The organism is Rhizobium sp. PL01, from assembly GCF_033447125.1.
Lineage (GTDB): Bacteria > Pseudomonadota > Alphaproteobacteria > Rhizobiales > Rhizobiaceae > Pararhizobium.
Genome location: NZ_JAWQUM010000001.1, coordinates 747,847 through 764,669, shown reverse-complemented (window position 1 = coordinate 764,669; position 16,823 = coordinate 747,847). Strand labels below are relative to the sequence as shown.

The window sequence follows — 16,823 nt, the reverse complement described above, 5'->3', positions numbered from 1 at the left end:
ACGGGACTGGTCCCGATGGTCCTTATCGTTCTGCCAGCAGGCAGCGCGCATTGGTCCCTACAGGCGTCAGATATGCCTCTTTTCCGCATCGGCACCGGTTGTGTTAGGCTGGCCGAACCTCTGGGGCGGATGGCTTGTTCATGACACGCGCGCAGCAAGTTGGCGTCATTGTCGGTCTTGTGATCGTCGCGGCCCTCACGATCCTGCGGGCAAGCGATCCGCAGCTGATGATGCAGGCCCGCGACGTGGCGTTCGACGAATATCAGCGCCTCGCACCGCGCGCATTTCAGGATCTGCCGGTCCGCGTGGTTGATATAGACGAAGCGTCCCTGCGCGAGCTCGGTCAATGGCCCTGGCCAAGGGATCGCATGGCCAAACTGGTAGACAGGCTCTCGCAGATGGGAGCGGCAGCCATTGCATTCGACATCCTCTTCTCGGAACCGGACCGCCTGTCGCCACGCACCGTCATTCGCGATGTCCCGGGGATCGATCCGTCGCTGCTTGCGCGCTTGCCGGACAACGATGAAATTTTCGCCCAGTCAATGACGGAAAAACCCATCATCCTGGGCTTTGCGCTCTCGAATGAAGGGAACTACCGCCCCGAAATGAAGGCCGGCTTTGCCTTTACCGGCGAACCGCCCTTCCATGCACCGCCCCGCATCCAGAGCGCGACACCCCTTCGGCCGCAGCTTGAGGCGGCAGCGGCCGGCCTTGGACATATCAGTCTCAATCCCGGCGATCCGTCGGCTGTGGTGCGCACCGTTCCGCTCTTGCTGAGCGACGGTGATCAACTCTATCCCAACCTTGCACTGGAGGCCTTGCGCGTCGCGCAGGAGGCATCCACCTATGTGCTTGCCGATGCGCCCGACGTCGCAAATACCATCACGAAGATCAAGGTTGGTGAGTTCGTCATCCCGGTGACATCAGCGGGAGAGCTGTGGCTCTACGTCAGCCGGGATAACGCAGACAGATATATTTCGGCGCGGAATATACTGACGGACGGTGGTTCCACGTCCGAAATTGAGGCAGCCATACAAGGCAGTATCGTCTTCATCGGAACATCGGCTGCCGGTCTGCAGGATATCCGGACAACCGCTTTGGGGGAGAACGTTCCCGGCGTTTCGCTTCAGGCACAGATCGTCGAGCAGATCCTGTCAGGGCATTTTCTGTCGCGGCCGGATTGGGCCGATGGACTGGAAATCCTGTCCATCGCGTTGGCAGGCAGCCTTCTGGTCTTCCTGACCACCTTCGTCAGCCCGGCGGTGGCTCTCGCCTGCGGGTTGCTGATCACGGCGCTGGCTGTCGCCGCCTCCTGGTTCGCCTTCATCTATGGCGGGCTTCTGTTCGACCCGCTGGCGCCAATCATCAGCGGGTCGATCACGCATTTCGCGGCAACCGCATTCCGCTTCCTGGTGATTGACCGGGAGCGCCGGGAAGTCAGACTGGCCTTTGGTCACTACCTTTCCCCGTCGCTGCTCTACCGCATCGAGCATACCCAGGGCGCCTTGCGTCTGGGTGGCGATGATCGGGAGTTGACGGTGATGTTCGTCGATGTTCGAAACTTCACCGAGATCAGCGAACGATTGACGCCCGCCGAAGTCGTTGGCTTCCTCAACACCTTTCTCGATGCGCTGAGCCGCCACGTCATCGCCAATGAAGGCACGCTCGACAAGTTCATCGGCGACTCGATCATGGCTTTCTGGAACGCCCCCGTCGATATCAGCGATCATCCCGGCAAGGCCGTCCGCGCAGCATTGGCCATGCGGGAAACCCTTGCGCACCTCAACGCCGAAGACGCCTTTGGATTTGGCTCCGCGCATAGCGTTGGCATCGGCATCGGTATTCATACCGGGCTCGCCTGCGTCGGCAACATGGGGGCGGAGACACATTTCAACTATTCCGCCGTTGGCGACACGGTCAACGTCACGGCGCGCATCGAGACGGCCTGCAAGGACGTTGGCTTCGATATTCTCGTGTCGGAGAGTACGGCGAACGTTGCATCACAATACGCCCTGCTCGACGCAGGCGCGTTGCCGCTCAAGGGCAAGAGTACCCGGACCCGGACATTCGCCGTCATCGGCGATGAACGCCTCGCCTTATCGGAGGAATTTCGCGACCTGAAACACATCCATGCACAAATGATCGGCGCTCTCGCCTCCCGGTCGCCGGCGACACGAAAACTTCTGCGGGCTGCTAAGTTGAAAGCGGCAGATTTGCCAGTGAATTTGACGGATTTCTACCGTCGCATCTCACGCAGGACAGAACATTTTTCGCACAGTGTAGCTCAAAAAAAGCGCGGGCCTATCAATTGACACAGCCTATGTCTGCAAGGGTGAGCGTGGGCGCGGCATGATATCCTCCCCTCGATACCCGCTGCTCGCCATCGTCAATTGCCTTTGCCCCTGTCATGGCGGTTCTGATCATCGTGCCCTCTGCCACTGTGCCCCTTGTCATCGCGACCGTTGTCATCATGCCCTTTGTCATTGTGGCCGTTATCGTCGTGGCTGTTGTGATCGCGGTCGCCCTGCTTGCCATCGTGCTGCCGGTCAGGCGTGTCCCGGTCGCCATCCGGCCTGTCGGGTTTGTCGTGGTCACCGCGATGCTCATGTTCGTCGTGCCCCTTGTCGTGGTGCTCCTGATGTTTGCCGGGGTCACGGTCTTGGTGCGGTTTATCGTTGTCGGGCTTGGGGTCCTTATCTGGCTTGGGGTCCTTCTCCGGCTTGTTGGGTGTCTGCTGCGTTGGACGTACCTGATTGGGAACACTGCGGTTAAGGTCATCGCGCTGAATGTCATCGGCTCTGGCCAGGCCGCAAGCTCCGTAGCCGCCGCTGGCGGAGAGCTTCTGATTGCCCGACAGAAAGGGCAGCGCCCTGGCATTTCCCAACGACTTGAACACGCTGCGGTCAACCCGGCGCGTTGCAGTCAACGATCCGTTGGGTTTTGCGATGACGTAATCGCAGCGCCGGGTCAACTGACGGCAGCCGCCTGCACCGCAAAAACTGGCCGCGCCGCCGAGCAGGACCATCGCCGTTGTGCCGTCCCCTCCGATATAGAAATCAAATGCGGTTCCACGAACCCCGATCGTCCCGGCCGGTGTCACAATTTCATAAGCAGTGTGGTTGGATTTTCCGCTGACCCAACGAAAGGTTCCCTTGGCCGCCTTGATCGTCAGCTTCTTCACAGAATTGGAACCGTCGAAGACAAATTTATCGACCACGACCGAGGAGCCCCAACCAACGGCGAGCTTGGTGCCATCCCGGAAAATGAACTGGCCGAGGCCCGATTTGGACGTGCGAATCCGCTCATCTTGGAACACCGGATCGTCGACCGACAGGTCACCACGTCCTCCCGTCACTGCCGTCTTGATTTCGACGGCCTTGCCGATCGACTCAGTCGCCTTCAGCGGCGCTGCACCGACGGCCAGCAAACCAAACGCAACGACGCCTACCCGATAAGGAGCAAACATGTCCCCCTCCCAAGGCCCGTACATTAGCACAACTTAAATTACCTGTCTTTCAATCCCTGAATGGCCGATCTGCGAGGCCCGGAAATTGGCGGCAGTGGCCGTCCCCGCCCGAACTTTGCAGGCATCCAAGACTGAACTGGGCGGCAAAACGCATCACGGGCGCGAAGCCCTGAGGTTTCGCGCCCGTGATGGGTATCGTCAAATCCTGGCGTAAATCGAAGTTCGACGGTCTATGCGCCCTTGGAAAACAGCGAGGCGAAGGTGCGCTTGGGTGCAGAGAAACCCTTCATGCTCTTGACGATGACCATATGGGTGATCTCGCCGCGTTTGAACGCCTTCAGGAAGCGGGGATATTCCTCAAAGGCAACGCAGCCGTGAGAATCGCCGCGGTTTCTCAAGAGGTAACTGTGTGCAAGAAGGCCGTCACGGCCATGGGGTGCTACGCCATCCACCGGCGTCAGACGCACGGCGGCAACGCCATGGAAGAGCGATTCACGCATCGTCACCTTGTAGGTGCCGGGCGGCGTCGGGCCCTTCATCTTGACGTGAACATAGTCAGGATTGTCGCGCATCTTGCCGATACCGGAATGTGCTTCCAGCTTCTCGCCGCTCGGCATGTAGACCACGCCCGCCGAGATATCGTAATAGGCCACGCCCCTTTTACCGCGAAACGCCGGGCGAACCTCGTTATCGTCGTCCATGGGGAAATCAGGCTTGGCGTAGGCAAGCTCCTTGGCTGCCGGCTTCGTGGTCCTGTCATCAGGCTTGCGGACGGCATCGGCCAAGCTTCGCGGTTTAGCCAGTGGCAACGGCCCGAGATCCGGCAACATGCCGTTCAGCGACGAAGCCGGTTCCGGCATGACCAGACTGAATGGCTTGCCAAGCCCCTGCTCCTTGAGCGACACGGTCTCGACGAGCGCATTGGCCGTCACCGGCGTCGAACCAGTAATGACAGCATCGCCTCTGTCAGCAGCAGCCTTCGCCAGCGCCACAACCTGTGTCTTTTCGGCAAAATCCACGGCAGGCTTGACCATCGCGACAGCAACGATGCCCTTTTGCGGAGCGGCCGTGGCGACGAGGTTCATGCGCGGCAAAACGGTGAGCCGCGAAAATTTGGAAAGGCGCACGACACGCTGTTGCGGCACGGCGCGCATGATCGGGTTGAGCCCCAGTGACGCCTCAAGCCGCGGACCTTTGTTGGACGGCAGCGAAGACCCCATATTCTGCAACGCCGCGAAGGTCGCGACCATCCAGACGGAGGCCGCAATGCCGATGCCGGCAACGGTCGCAACCGTAAGGAACCGTGATAATGGCCTGGGACGCGCCCCGCCGGAAGACGCGGGGTGACTGCATTTTTCTGCTGCAAACGCCATGATACTCGTTACCCGAAACGCATTACTCAATCGGAAAGCAACAAGACGAATTGCCGCCGAGGCCGGTCCAAGGCCCACGATGCGCTGAACTGCGCGCTTGCCGGGGCCTGCCGGTCGATCCAAAGAATGACAAAGTATGGTAACCAATTCCTTTACACGGGCTCCAAGAATATCAGGGAGCGAGGTGGGCATAGGAGAGCGGCACCTGCCGCAGGCAAAAAAGCGAAGAAGGCAGCCATCCCTCGCCAGGACATCATGGTCTGACAATCAGCTGAAACACCGGCGCATCAACGCTTGCATTCAACCTGAAGCTCAAAAAGCTGCATTTGCGTCCGGTCTCAGACCTTTTATTTTTGGCGAGAATAAGGAGACGCTCACATGAGCCATGTTTTTCTCGACATCAGCCTGTCCCTTGATGGCTTTGCCGCTGGCCCGGATACCTCCCATGAACACCCGCTCGGCAGGAGTGGCGACGCGCTGCAGGCCTGGCTGTTCGGCCGTGATGGGCAGCAACCGAACGAGACCGATCAGCAGGCGGCGCAAGAGATGTTCTCCCAAACCGGCGCCTTCATCATCGGCCGCACGACCTATGACGTGGGCGTACCGGAATGGGGCGAAGACGGTGCCTTCGGCATGCCCTGTTTCGTCATGACCCATCGTTTGCGCGGCCAGCACGTGATGGGGCCAACGGCCTTCAACTTTGTCAACGAGGGGCCGCAGGCGGTGCTGGCAAAAGCCCGGGCAGAAGCTGGCGGAAAGGCCGTCTGCGTCATGGGCGGAGCAACGACGGCACGGCAGTTCGTCGAAGCCGGCTTGCTTGATGAACTGCGCATTCACATCGCTCCGGTTCTTCTTGGTCAGGGAACGCGCCTGTTCGAAACCCTGCAGGATGTCGCACATCTCCAGGCGATGCCTGCCGTATCGAGCCCGCTGGCGATCCATTTGCGGTTCAATCGGCAAGTTTGAAGGGCGGCATATTGCCTGCGAATCATCTGTGAAAATGGCATCAGCGAGAGCCGCCCGAGTGCAATCAAAAAACCGTTTTCACGGCCCGCGGGCAAGTTTGAGCGACCACTCCGGAGATACCCGTGGAAATTGTGGCCCAGCAACCCATTTGGTTAAAATTGCAGCGAATTTCGGCTGAAAAAATTAAATCGCCGATATTACGAATTCGGCCTTATCCGTGTGAACGGACCAATTTTTTTGAGCGCCACTTGGCAGGAATCCGCGCCCATGAGCTTTCTTTCCGCCATTGCAGTCATTTCCCTTTTGGTCATGTTTCCCGTGCTCTTGTCGCTGCGTAAGACCGGCGTACCGGGCATTGCCAGCTTCAGCGCCGCGTGTGTGCTGACAACGCTCGCGGCATCTGTCGCGATGGCGGAAAGTATCGAGCCGGTGTGGTTTCACACCATCCTCGAGGGGATACTGGCGGTTGCCGCCGGTCTTTTGATGCTGAGAGGCTTCCAGCAATTCCTGGGCCGCAAGCCGCTCGACGCATGGCCGGTTGCCATTGTCCTTGCCAGCGTCACCACAGCGCTCCTGTTCTTCAGCTATGTCACCGACGATGATGCGGCGCGCATATCGGTCGGCGCCGGCGTTTTGAGTCTGATATGCTTTCTCACCGGCGCGACCATCCTGCGCAATTGGCCAAGGGAGCGGGCGATCGGTCCCTACATGCTGTTTTGCTGTGTCATGGCTTTCCTAGTCGCCGGCCTTGACGCCTTTCGGGTCGCAACAGTCATGGCCGGTCTGGATGCTGTGGGCGACATCCTTGACCCGCCGATCTGGACAACGGCGTATCTGGTGGCACGTCTGCTGATCACGCCGCTGTTCTTTTTGGGCATCATCCTGATGCTGCATGGCTGGATGATCGCGAGCCTGCGCCACATGATCGCCCATGACGACCTGACCGGTGCACTGTCACGCCGCGCCTTCATGACCACATTTGAACGTATGTCTTCGACGGCTGCAGTATCCGGCCGGCAGACGGCATTCATGCTGCTGGACCTCGACCGGTTCAAGCAGATCAACGACCTCCATGGCCATGCCGGTGGCGACACCGCTCTTGTGCACTTCACCCATATCGTCCGCGAGACGCTGGCTGGACGTGGTATCCTCGGACGTCTGGGAGGCGAAGAATTCGGGATCGCCCTTGCCGGCACCGGCCGTTTGGATGTGACGGAGATCGCCGAAGCGATTTGTACCGCCGTCAGAACGACGCCTGCGCGGGCGAACACGGGCACAGAGATCAGCCTCACGGTCAGCATCGGCATTGCCATGGTCAGTCCGGGCGGCTCGTTGGCGGACGCCATGGTGCAAGCGGACGTGGCGCTCTACGAGGCCAAGGCATTGGGGCGTGACAGACTGAGCATCGCCGGGAGCCTGCATGCCGCATCCGTTGCGAGCGCCCGCGCCCTTGCCGGAGCGGCCGCCCAGATGCGCGCCACCGTCGGCCCGGCACAGCCCTTGTCAAACACGGGCTGATCTCCACGTTCGCCGCTTGCATTGCCGTCAACCCATCCTATGTGAGTTGGCATCGCATCCGGAGAACCAACAATGCCGCTTCCCATCCGTTCCATCAGCGCCTGCGCTCTTCTGGTAGTAAGCCTTGCCGGCTTTTCAGCAAAAGCCGAAACGGTGGGTGAAGTCGGCGTCGATTGGCTCGGGAATGACATTACCATCGATGCCGTCAGCGATCCCAAGGTCGCCGGTATCACCTGTCATGTCACCTATTTCGACCGCAGCGTCATCGACCGCTTGAAGAACGGCAACTGGTTCGAGGATCCGTCGAACAACTCGATTTCCTGCCGCCAGACCGGACCGGTGACGATCGGCGACATCGAGCTTGACCAAGGCGGCGAGGAAGTTTTTCGCGAGGGCCTCTCGCTGATCTGGAAAAAGCTTGTCGTCACGCGGGTTTACGACAAGAAGAACAACACGCTGATCTATCTCGCCCATTCGCGCGAATTGACCGACGGTTCCGCCAAGATGTCGATCTCGACCATTCCGCTGTTCGAACAGCCGGTTACCTGGGAAAAAGGTGCGCCGAAGTAGCGGTGTCACCCTTGAGCACCTCAGCGGATGTGACGATCTGCGCGCCTTTTGCCGACATCTCGGCAATCGCCGCTGTCACACCATCTGGATCAATGCCCCGGCAAGCGTCGACAACAACGCGGACGCGGACACCGGGAACCAGCAGCATTGCGTCAAGCACAGAATCCTTGACGCAATAGTCTGTTGCAAGACCGCAAATATCCAGTTCATCAATGGCGGCATCGACCAGATATTTCGACAACCCTGTCAGCGCCTCGCGATCATTGTCGCGGAAAGCGGAATAGCTGTCGACAGTCCTGTCCTCGCCCTTGCGCTGCACATAGTCGATGCGGCTGATGTCGAGCACAGGATGGAAATCCGCATCGACCGTCCCTTGCACGCAATGATCCGGCCAGAGCATCTGCGGCTTGCCGTGAAGCGTCCCCATTTCAAAGGGATGGCGGCCGGAATGCTGCGAGGCGAAGCTACCATGATCTGCCGGATGCCAGTCCTGAGACGCAACAACCAGATCATACCCGCCCTCAACCATCAGACGGTTGGCAACAGGCACGACCGCCTCGCCATCGGGTACAGCAAGGTTTCCCCTGGAGCAAAAACCGTTCTGGATATCGACGAGCAGCAGGCATTTCACGGGCAATCTCCCAAAGCATGTCGCGCAAAGGTGCGCAGCGGATTTGCGCAAACCACACGCGTAAAAACAAAGACCTAAAGCGCGCGAGCGAATCTGAAGGATCGCTACGCGCTTTAGAGTTAGGCTTCGCACAGGAATGCTATTCGCAACTGCTGCAACGCACAATGCAGTCGGCGTATTTCGCAAACCTCGCAGATGCCAAAACGCAAAAAGACGCCAACCGGTTCACCGGTGGCGTCTTTTTCAGTTCAAAGCGACTGGCTTAAGCGGCCTGCGCCAGCTCGTCGGCGATAACGGTATCGAGATTGAGGAAGCAGACCATGCTCTTTTCCAGGGCAACGATGCCACGGCAGAAGGCGCGCTGCGCTTCTGGAATGATCTCCGGTGCCGGCTGCAAAGCCTCGCTCTTGATCGTCATCATATCGGAAACCTGCTCGACCAGAAGGCCGACGAGTTTACCGGCGATGTCGGTAACGATGATTGCCGAGCGCTCCGACGGCTCTGTCATCTTCATACCGAGACGGCAGGCCATGTCGATGACCGGGATCACCGCGCCCCGCAGGTTGATGAGGCCGAGAACGTAAGGCGGCGTATGCGGCATCGGCGTCACCGGTGCCCAGCCGCGAATTTCACGGATCGCCATGATGTCGATGCAGAATTCCTGATCGCCCAGATGGAAAGAAACGATTTCCAGATAGGCACCGGACTGCTTGATTGCGTTTGACATGATCAGAATTCTTCCCAGTTTTCGGCGGAACCCGATGCTTTCGGCACGGATGACGCGGGGCTGTTAAAGGCGCCCGCCAGCTTGCCCATCAGGGCTTTGGCGGGGGATGGTGCGGGGCGCGTGGTCGCTGGTGTTGCGACGCGAATAGGCTGGTGGATGGGGCGTGCAGACGCGCCGCTGAGCTGGAACTGGCCAATCAGAGCGGTCAGACCCTCAGCGTCCTGCGCCAAGGTATGGCTGGCAGCATTGGTCTGTTCGACCATGGCGGCGTTCTGCTGGGTCATATGATCCAGTTGGCCGATCGCCGTGTTGATTTCCTGAAGACCGACCGACTGTTCGCGGGCGGCATTGACGATCGAGGTCATGTGTTCGTTGATCCGCACCACATCCGTGCCGATCCGGCCGAGTGCTTCACCGGTTGCCTGGACCAGCTTGACGCCGGTGCCGACTTCGCTGCTGGAACGGCCGACAAGCACCTTGATGTCCTTGGCAGCACCGGCAGCCCGCTGGGCGAGCTCGCGAACTTCCTGAGCGACGACGGCAAATCCCTTACCGGCTTCACCGGCACGCGCGGCCTCGACGCCGGCATTCAGCGCCAGAAGATTGGTCTGGAAAGCGATTTCGTCAATGACGTTGATGATCTTGCCGATTTCGGACGATGCGTTTTCGATCCGGGCCATGGCCTCGACAGCCTCGCGGACGATGCGGCCCGATTCCTCGGCATTGTTGCGGGTTTCGCCGACCATCTGGCTGGCTTCCTCGGCGCGCTTCGTCGCACTGCGGACTGTGACGGTGATCTGATCCAGCGCGGCAGACGTTTCCTCGAGCGAGGCAGCCTGCTGTTCCGTCCGCTTGGCAAGATCGTCGGCAGCACCGCGCATCTGGCGGCTGTTCGATTGAATAGAGCTGGTGTTTTCCTGAACATTGGACAAGACGCCCTGAAGCTTCTCGACGGTGTGGTTGAAGTCCTGACGCAGTGATTCGAGGTCTTGCCGGAATGGCTGGTCGATCGTCGCAGTCAGGTTGCCATCGGACAGACGATTGAGCCCCTGCCCCAGTGCGGTGACCGCGTGCTGCACCTGACGAGCCGCTTCAGCACTTGCCGCCTCGCGCGCCGCGCGCTCGGTCTCGTTTTCGTTGCGGCTTGCTGCAGCGGTCTGTTCGAGTTCGCGCTTTTCGACGGCCGCGGTCCGGAACATCTCGACCGAACGCGCCATCTCGCCGATTTCGTCACCGCGCTCAACCGCATCGACGGCCGTCTGATAATCGCCACTAAGGATACGCTGCATACTGTCGCGGACGGCAAAGACACCGCGGCGAAGGATATTGCCGTGAAAATAGAGCAGGCCGAGGAGCAACATCATGGCGGCCGAACCAAGGACAAGCTGCAGCTGGATGGATTCGGCCGATCGGGCCGTCGCTTCGGCGACACGGGCGCCAAGCGCAATCCCGGCCTCGTCATACAGCTTTCCGAGCGATGTCGTCATACGCTCGCCAGCCCCGTCGATCGCATTGTCGACCGCATCGAAGGCTTCAGGCGCCGCGCCATCCTCGATCATCGTCTTCAAATCAACCTGAATGACCTTGGTCATCTCGGCAAAATCGGCATCGAACGTCGCCATGATCTCCGGCTTGCCGACGGAGGCCGCCAGTTCCATCGCCGCCGGCTTTCCGGCTTGAAGTATCGCAATCGAATCAGAAATCAGCGTCTGCCGCTCCGGCGCCACTTTGCGATCGCCGCGATCGACGATGACGTCCATTGCCACCAGGGTCAGCTCGACGCTTGTGAGCCGCATGGCGCTGGCATTCTTGATCGCATCCTGGGCAATGATGGCGCGATCCAGTGCCTGATCCACCCGTGAATTTTCATACCAGCCAACGGCGAGCATCGAGCCAAAGCCGACAAACGCGGCGACCCCCAGCGTCGCCAGCCGCTGGCTGAGGGAAAGTTTGCGGTCGATCCGTGCAGGAGACATCATGCGGCATTGATCCAGTTCTTGAATGCAGCGGTGGGCGCGCAATTTGGGGAGAGCGATGATGCGCAAAACCGGACTGGATAAAAACCGGCGACGTCATGTCAGCAAGAGGAACTGATGCCCCTTCACGCATACAGAACATGGCAAACACAAATTAAACATTCGCTAAAATGATAGTGAAATTCTGGTCAGGCCGAGCACAAGCGGCACTTCAAATCCGACAAATATGCTTTCCATGCGAAGGGCAGCACGGTATCGTCAGGACATGCACGACGATGATGGAAAAAAGCCGCACTCCCTGATGATCCTCGCCCTTGGCGGTATCGGCCTGCTTCTGTGCGTTGCCGGTTTTCTCGGATGGGTCATCCAGGGGCCGGAAATGTTGCTGACGATGGCCGAAAACGGCATGTCGTGGTGTTTCTGACCAAACCTGCCGCATTTTGACGCTGGCAGCGTGATTGTTTTGCAAGGCCCGCGCCAAACCGCTATCTGAACAGCAATAATTGGCAGATTTCGAGCGGACATCATCATGAAGACACTACGCATCTTTCTTTGGGCGGCCGTTGCCGTCGTCGCAGCCGCACTGGGCTGGATCAGCTACCAGATGACCACGGGTAAAGAGGAGATCGCAGCCGGTCCGTTCGGTGTCCCCTTCGAACTGGTTTCGCAGACCGGGCAGCCGATCACGCAGGCCGCTTTCACCGGCAAACCGACAGCCCTGTTCTTCGGCTTCACCCATTGCCCGGAAGTCTGCCCGACCACCCTGTTCGAACTGAACGGCTGGCTTGAAAAAGTCGATCCCGATGGCACCAAGCTGCAGGCCTATTTCATCAGTGTCGATCCGGAGCGCGACACGCCGGAAATCCTCGGACAATACGTGTCCAACGTTTCCAAGCGCATTACCGGCATTTCCGGTCCACCGGACAAGGTCATGGAAATGGTCAAGGGCTTCCGGGTCTATGCCAAGAAGGTGCCGCTAGATGAAAAGAAACCTGACGGCGACTACACGATGGATCATACTGCATCGGTGTTCCTGCTCGACTCCAAGGGCAAATTCTCAGGCACGATCGCCTATGAGGAAAATCCCGAGACCGCAGTCAAGAAACTGGAAAACCTGACCAAGAAATAGACAGTCGTCGCGAGGGACTGATGGGTGAAGGCAGCGCAAAATCCATCCTGATCGCCGGAGCCGGGCCAACCGGACTTGCCTTGGCACTCGAACTGGCGCGGCGGGGTTTAAAATCCCGCCTCGTGGCGAAAGCAACTGGGCCGACACCCATCCACGAAAGCCGGGCACTCGGTGTCAATGCCAGAACCCTGACGCTGCTGGAAGCCTCCGGTGTCAGCGCCTTGATCCTTGCCAAGGCCCGGCGCCTGACGAAATTCAAGATATCGTCCGTCGGAAAACCGCTGGCGACTGTCGAAACCGAGAATTTCCGCAGCCACTATTGCCCGATCCAGATCTTGCCGCAGGGCGAAACGGAACGGCTGATGCTGCAAAAACTGTCGTCTTTCGGCATCGCTCCGGAATGGTCTACGGAACTCACGTCATTGTCCGGTGACGTCAAAAAGCCGGTGATTACCCTTCAGCATTCGGACGGCCGCGCGGAAACGGTTGAGCCGGACATGCTGATCGGCGCCGACGGAGCTCATTCCGCCGTGCGGAAAGCCTTCGGGTTTGCTTTTCCGGGGAATGCGATCGAGACCCGGTTTTTTCTCGCCGATTATCGCTATGCCCAACCGGTCGATACCGGCTTCATCGAGATGAATTTCCTCAATCCCGGTGTGCTTGGCCGCTTACCGGTGAGCGAGGATACGTTGCGATATCTGTCGACGCAGGAGGATTTCGAGACCCGTATCGACCATCCGGCCATGGTGCAGGAGCGGACGTGGAGCTCGGAATTCAAGATCAGCTTCCGCCATGTCGAGACCATGAGCCGCGGCAATGTGTTTCTGGCTGGCGATGCCGCCCATGTGCATTCGCCAGCCGGTGCACGTGGTATGAATCTCGGGATCGAGGACGCCTGCTGGCTGGCCTGGCTGATATCGGAGGGGCGGGAAAAGGATTATTCCAGCCTGCGGATACCGGCAGTCAAAACCGTCCTCAAGGATACCAGGCGCAACACGGCCTTCATCACGCTGAAAAACCCTATCCTGACAGGGCTGCGATCACTGCTGCTGCCCGTGGTCACTCATATTCCCGCTATCACGACAGCCTTTCTTCGCAATGCTGCCGGTCAGGATACCCCGCCGCCGCCCTGGATTCCCGGCGCGCAATAGGGCGCTGCGCTTTACCTCGTATCCGCGGGCATGCTAGAGCCGCGCAAGCCGTCCCCACGGCAAGCACTTGCCGACAAGGACAAAGACATTGAGCGACCTGCGCCTCTTCATCACCACGACCGAAAAGCTCTCCGAAGTCCTCCTCGACCTGATGACCGATGCTTTCGAGGACGAGGGCTATGCTATCGCCACCATGGAGATGGACGAGAAGAACGACATCTGGGAAGCGTCGCTCTATCTCGACTTCGATGAAGAAGACGACATGCGAGTACGTTTTGCCGCGGTTGTCGGCGACCGGTTTCCGGATGCCCAGATCGAGCGTGAGGTCATTCCAGACGTCGACTGGATTGCAAAGTCGCTGGAGGGCCTGTCCCCGGTGCGCGCCGGACGGTTCCTTGTCCATGGCTCGCATGACCGCGACAAGGTCCGGCTGAACGACATCGCCATCGAGATTGATGCAGGCCAGGCATTCGGCACCGGCCATCATGGCACGACAGCAGGCTGCCTTGAAGTGATCGAAACGGTCATGCGCGCCCGCAAGGTCCGCAATGCGCTCGATCTCGGCACCGGCAGCGGCGTGCTGGCCATCGCCGCGCGCAAGATCAAGCCTGTTCCGGTTCTGGCAACCGACATCGACCCGATCGCCACGCGCGTCGCGGCCGAAAACGTCAAACGCAATGGCATCGCCACTGGCGTCACCACGGTCACTGCGCCCGGCTTTCACTCACCGGCTTTTGCCGCGCATGGCCCGTTCGATCTGATCATCGCCAACATCCTGGCGCGCCCACTGATCAAGATGGCGCCGCAGCTTGCCAACCACCTGGCGCCGGGCGGCTCGGTCATTCTCTCGGGCATCCTCGCCTCACAGCGGTGGAAGGTGCTCTCGGCCTATAACGGCCAGCATCTGCGCCATGTCCGCACCATCTGGCGCAACGGCTGGGTGACAATCCATCTCGACCGCCCCTAGGCGGAAAGGAAATTGACGTTTCGGAAAAGAAAAAGGCCGCTGTCCGTCATGGACAAGCGGCCTTTTCAATACGAAGGCGATGCCGAAGCACCGCCCGCTGACCGGCAAGCCGGTCATGTCCGCGAGCTTGAGGAGGAGGAGCGCTCAAGCGGACTCTTCACAATCTGAGATCAGCCATCCGGAGGGAGGAGGAGAAGGATGACAAACCATATTCAGACTGTGCAGCTTTTGCCTTACGGCATTCGCGTGAACAACAGATTTGCGTCTGCGTTCGTTGACTGGGTTTATAGACTATTCTTGAAACCGGTCTAGGTGCAATGCAGCATGGGTGCCATGCATATGATGCATACGTTCTACAACGCAAACGAATCGTTCAACAAAAATCAAGCAAGAAAGACGGGCTTTCGCAGCGCTGGTTGTTTCCGCTAGAGTGTCTGCACCCTTTGAGGAATCGATCTGCCTCGCCCCGCGCGATCCCAGTACCGGTTCCTTCCCATCGCAGGAAAAACCCATGTTCCAGTCTTTTCAAGTCACCTCCACCCCGCAATTCGGCAAGGAGCGGGTCGCAGCACTCCGCGCAGCGCTCGCGGACCTGAATGTCGACGGCTTCCTCGTTCCCCGGGCCGATGAGTTTCAGGGCGAGTACGTGCCCGCCTCGTCGGAACGCCTGTTGTGGCTCTCCGGCTTTACCGGTTCGGCTGGTATTGCCCTGATCACGCAGCAGCAGGTGGTTATCTTCGTTGATGGCCGTTACGTCACCCAGCTCAAGGAGCAGGTCGACAGCACCGTGTTTACCGGCGGCGATCTCGTCGGCGAACCGCCGCATCTGTGGTTGGAGCACAACGGCAAAAAAGGTTTCCGCCTCGGCATCGATCCTTGGCTGCACACCGGCGCCGAGGTTCGCAAGCTTGAAGCAGCCCTGAAACCGCTTGGTGGCACACTGGTGTTTCTCGATCACAATCCACTCGATCGCCAATGGAAGGATCGCCCAGCCGCCCCGCTCGGCCGCGTCAAGATCCAGCCGCTCGATCATTCCGGTATTCTCGCCAAGGACAAGCTTGCGACGATGGCGCAAGAGATTGCCAAAGCGGGTGCTGATGCCGTCGTACTGACCGACCCGTCCTCCATTGCCTGGACCTTCAACATCCGCGGCAGCGACGTGCCGCACACGCCGCACCCCCTCGCCCGCGCTATCGTCCATGCCGATGGCAGTGCCGAACTGTTCCTCGACAAGCGCAAGGCCGGTATCGAGGAGGAAGCCTACCTCACCCAGCTGGCAAACCTCGAAGCGCCGTCATCGTTCGAAGACAAGGTGGCTGCGCTTGCAGCAACGGGCAAAACAATCATGATCGACCCCGATCATGCCCCGTTCGCGCTCGCCGAACGCATCCGCGTCAGCGGCGGCACGGTGCTTGAGGCAATCGACCCCGCCCGCCTGCCGCGCGCTCGCAAGAACGCCGCTGAGCTTGAAGGCTCGGCCCGTGCCCACCTCCAGGACGGCGCCGCCATGGTCGAATTCCTCGCCTGGCTCGACAGCACGCAACCCGGAACGATCACCGAGATTGCCGCCGTCGAAAAGCTCGAAGCCTGCCGCGTCAATGTCGGCCAACGGATGCAGAACCCGCTGAAGGACATTTCCTTCGACACCATCTCTGGTGCGGGCGAGCATGCCGCGATCATGCACTACCGCGTCACCACCGAAAGCGATCTGACCATCGCCGATGGCACCATGTTCCTGATCGATTCGGGCGGCCAGTATATCAACGGCACCACGGACATTACCCGGACTGTCGCGATCGGCACCGTGCCGGACGAACAGCGCCGCTTCTTCACACTGGTCTTGAAGGGCATGATCGCCATCAGCGTCGCGCGCTTCCCAAAAGGCTCACGCGGCGTAGATCTCGACCCGCTCGCGCGCATCGCGCTCTGGAAGGCGGGCGCCGATTTCGCCCATGGCACCGGCCACGGCGTCGGCTCGTATCTGTCTGTTCACGAAGGTCCGCAGCGCATTTCCCGCGCTTCGATGCAGGAACTGCTATCCGGCATGATCCTGTCGAACGAACCGGGCTACTACCGCCCCGGTGCCTTCGGCATTCGGATCGAAAATCTAGTCCATGTGCTGGAAGCCAGCGAAGTCGAGGGCGGTGATCTGCCGATGCTCGGTTTCGAGACACTGACCTTCTGCCCAATCGACCGCCGCCTGATCGTCGCAGCGCTGCTGACGGAAGAGGAACTATCCTGGCTGAACGGTTATCATCAGGAAACGCAGGAAAAGCTGTTGCCGTTGATCTCGGATGAAGCGGTACAAAACTGGCTAAAGGCGGCAACTGCGCCGCTCAGCCGCTAAAG

At 59.7% G+C, this 16,823-nt stretch carries 14 protein-coding genes; 9 read left to right on the top strand and 5 right to left on the bottom strand.

Features of this window, described 5'->3' with window-relative positions; all coding sequences use genetic code 11:
- Positions 1–140 precede the first annotated feature (140 nt).
- A complete protein-coding gene (locus R6X40_RS03490) occupies positions 141–2,312 on the top strand; it encodes an adenylate/guanylate cyclase domain-containing protein (RefSeq protein ID WP_318410973.1) in 2,172 nt (723 codons plus the stop codon).
- Between the two features lie 74 nt (positions 2,313–2,386).
- Here R6X40_RS03490 and R6X40_RS03485 read toward each other — a convergent pair whose 3' ends face one another.
- Together R6X40_RS03485 and R6X40_RS03480 are read right to left on the bottom strand one after the other, a co-directional pair.
- Positions 2,387–3,466 carry a FecR domain-containing protein gene (locus R6X40_RS03485; RefSeq protein WP_318411312.1) on the bottom strand — a complete coding sequence of 360 codons (1,080 nt, stop codon included), beginning with the start codon at positions 3,464–3,466 and terminating at the stop codon, positions 2,387–2,389.
- Positions 3,467–3,696: 230 nt separating this feature from the next.
- Positions 3,697–4,839 (bottom strand): DUF2778 domain-containing protein, encoded by a 1,143-nt coding sequence (locus R6X40_RS03480; RefSeq protein ID WP_318410972.1) that lies wholly within the window; start codon positions 4,837–4,839, stop codon positions 3,697–3,699.
- Positions 4,840–5,217: 378 nt separating this feature from the next.
- Between R6X40_RS03480 and R6X40_RS03475 the strand changes: the two genes are divergently transcribed.
- The 3 genes from R6X40_RS03475 (at position 5,218) to R6X40_RS03465 (ending at position 7,893) form a co-directional block, all read left to right on the top strand.
- Positions 5,218–5,805, top strand: a complete 588-nt coding sequence (locus R6X40_RS03475; RefSeq protein ID WP_318410970.1) for a dihydrofolate reductase family protein — start codon at positions 5,218–5,220, stop codon at positions 5,803–5,805.
- A gap of 267 nt (positions 5,806–6,072) precedes the next feature.
- Positions 6,073–7,323, top strand: coding sequence for a GGDEF domain-containing protein (locus R6X40_RS03470; RefSeq protein WP_318410968.1), 1,251 nt, complete (start codon positions 6,073–6,075; stop codon positions 7,321–7,323).
- A 72-nt stretch (positions 7,324–7,395) separates the two neighbouring features.
- Complete coding sequence (locus R6X40_RS03465) at positions 7,396–7,893, top strand: CreA family protein (protein ID WP_318410967.1); 498 nt, start codon at positions 7,396–7,398, stop codon at positions 7,891–7,893.
- Here the strand turns inward: R6X40_RS03465 and pncA are convergent.
- From pncA to R6X40_RS03450, 3 genes are all read right to left on the bottom strand, one after another.
- Positions 7,865–8,524 (bottom strand): bifunctional nicotinamidase/pyrazinamidase, encoded by a 660-nt coding sequence (gene pncA, locus R6X40_RS03460; protein ID WP_318410966.1) that lies wholly within the window; start codon positions 8,522–8,524, stop codon positions 7,865–7,867. The two genes, R6X40_RS03465 and pncA, sit on opposite strands and share 29 nt — an antisense overlap.
- A 262-nt stretch (positions 8,525–8,786) precedes the next feature.
- On the bottom strand, positions 8,787–9,251 hold the full coding sequence (locus R6X40_RS03455; protein ID WP_113243302.1) for a chemotaxis protein CheW: 465 nt from the start codon (positions 9,249–9,251) through the stop codon (positions 8,787–8,789).
- A gap of 2 nt (positions 9,252–9,253) precedes the next feature.
- Positions 9,254–11,227 (bottom strand): methyl-accepting chemotaxis protein, encoded by a 1,974-nt coding sequence (locus R6X40_RS03450; RefSeq protein WP_318411311.1) that lies wholly within the window; start codon positions 11,225–11,227, stop codon positions 9,254–9,256.
- 265 nt (positions 11,228–11,492) lie between these two features.
- On the opposite strand from R6X40_RS03450, the gene R6X40_RS03445 reads away from it, so the two are divergent.
- The 5 genes from R6X40_RS03445 to R6X40_RS03425 all read left to right on the top strand — a co-directional run bounded on the left by R6X40_RS03445 (position 11,493) and on the right by R6X40_RS03425 (position 16,821).
- The gene (locus tag R6X40_RS03445) at positions 11,493–11,651 is read left to right on the top strand and encodes a hypothetical protein (RefSeq protein WP_318410963.1); all 159 of its coding nucleotides are present in this window, start codon (positions 11,493–11,495) and stop codon (positions 11,649–11,651) included.
- 105 nt (positions 11,652–11,756) lie between these two features.
- Positions 11,757–12,356 carry an SCO family protein gene (locus R6X40_RS03440; RefSeq protein ID WP_318410961.1) on the top strand — a complete coding sequence of 200 codons (600 nt, stop codon included), beginning with the start codon at positions 11,757–11,759 and terminating at the stop codon, positions 12,354–12,356.
- A 20-nt stretch (positions 12,357–12,376) separates the two neighbouring features.
- A complete protein-coding gene (locus R6X40_RS03435) occupies positions 12,377–13,507 on the top strand; it encodes an FAD-dependent oxidoreductase (protein WP_318410959.1) in 1,131 nt (376 codons plus the stop codon).
- An 88-nt stretch (positions 13,508–13,595) separates the two neighbouring features.
- Entirely contained in the window at positions 13,596–14,474 is an 879-nt protein-coding gene (locus R6X40_RS03430) for a 50S ribosomal protein L11 methyltransferase (RefSeq protein ID WP_318410958.1), read from the top strand.
- A 511-nt stretch (positions 14,475–14,985) separates the two neighbouring features.
- The gene (locus tag R6X40_RS03425) at positions 14,986–16,821 is read left to right on the top strand and encodes an aminopeptidase P family protein (protein ID WP_318410956.1); all 1,836 of its coding nucleotides are present in this window, start codon (positions 14,986–14,988) and stop codon (positions 16,819–16,821) included.
- Positions 16,822–16,823 lie beyond the last annotated feature (2 nt).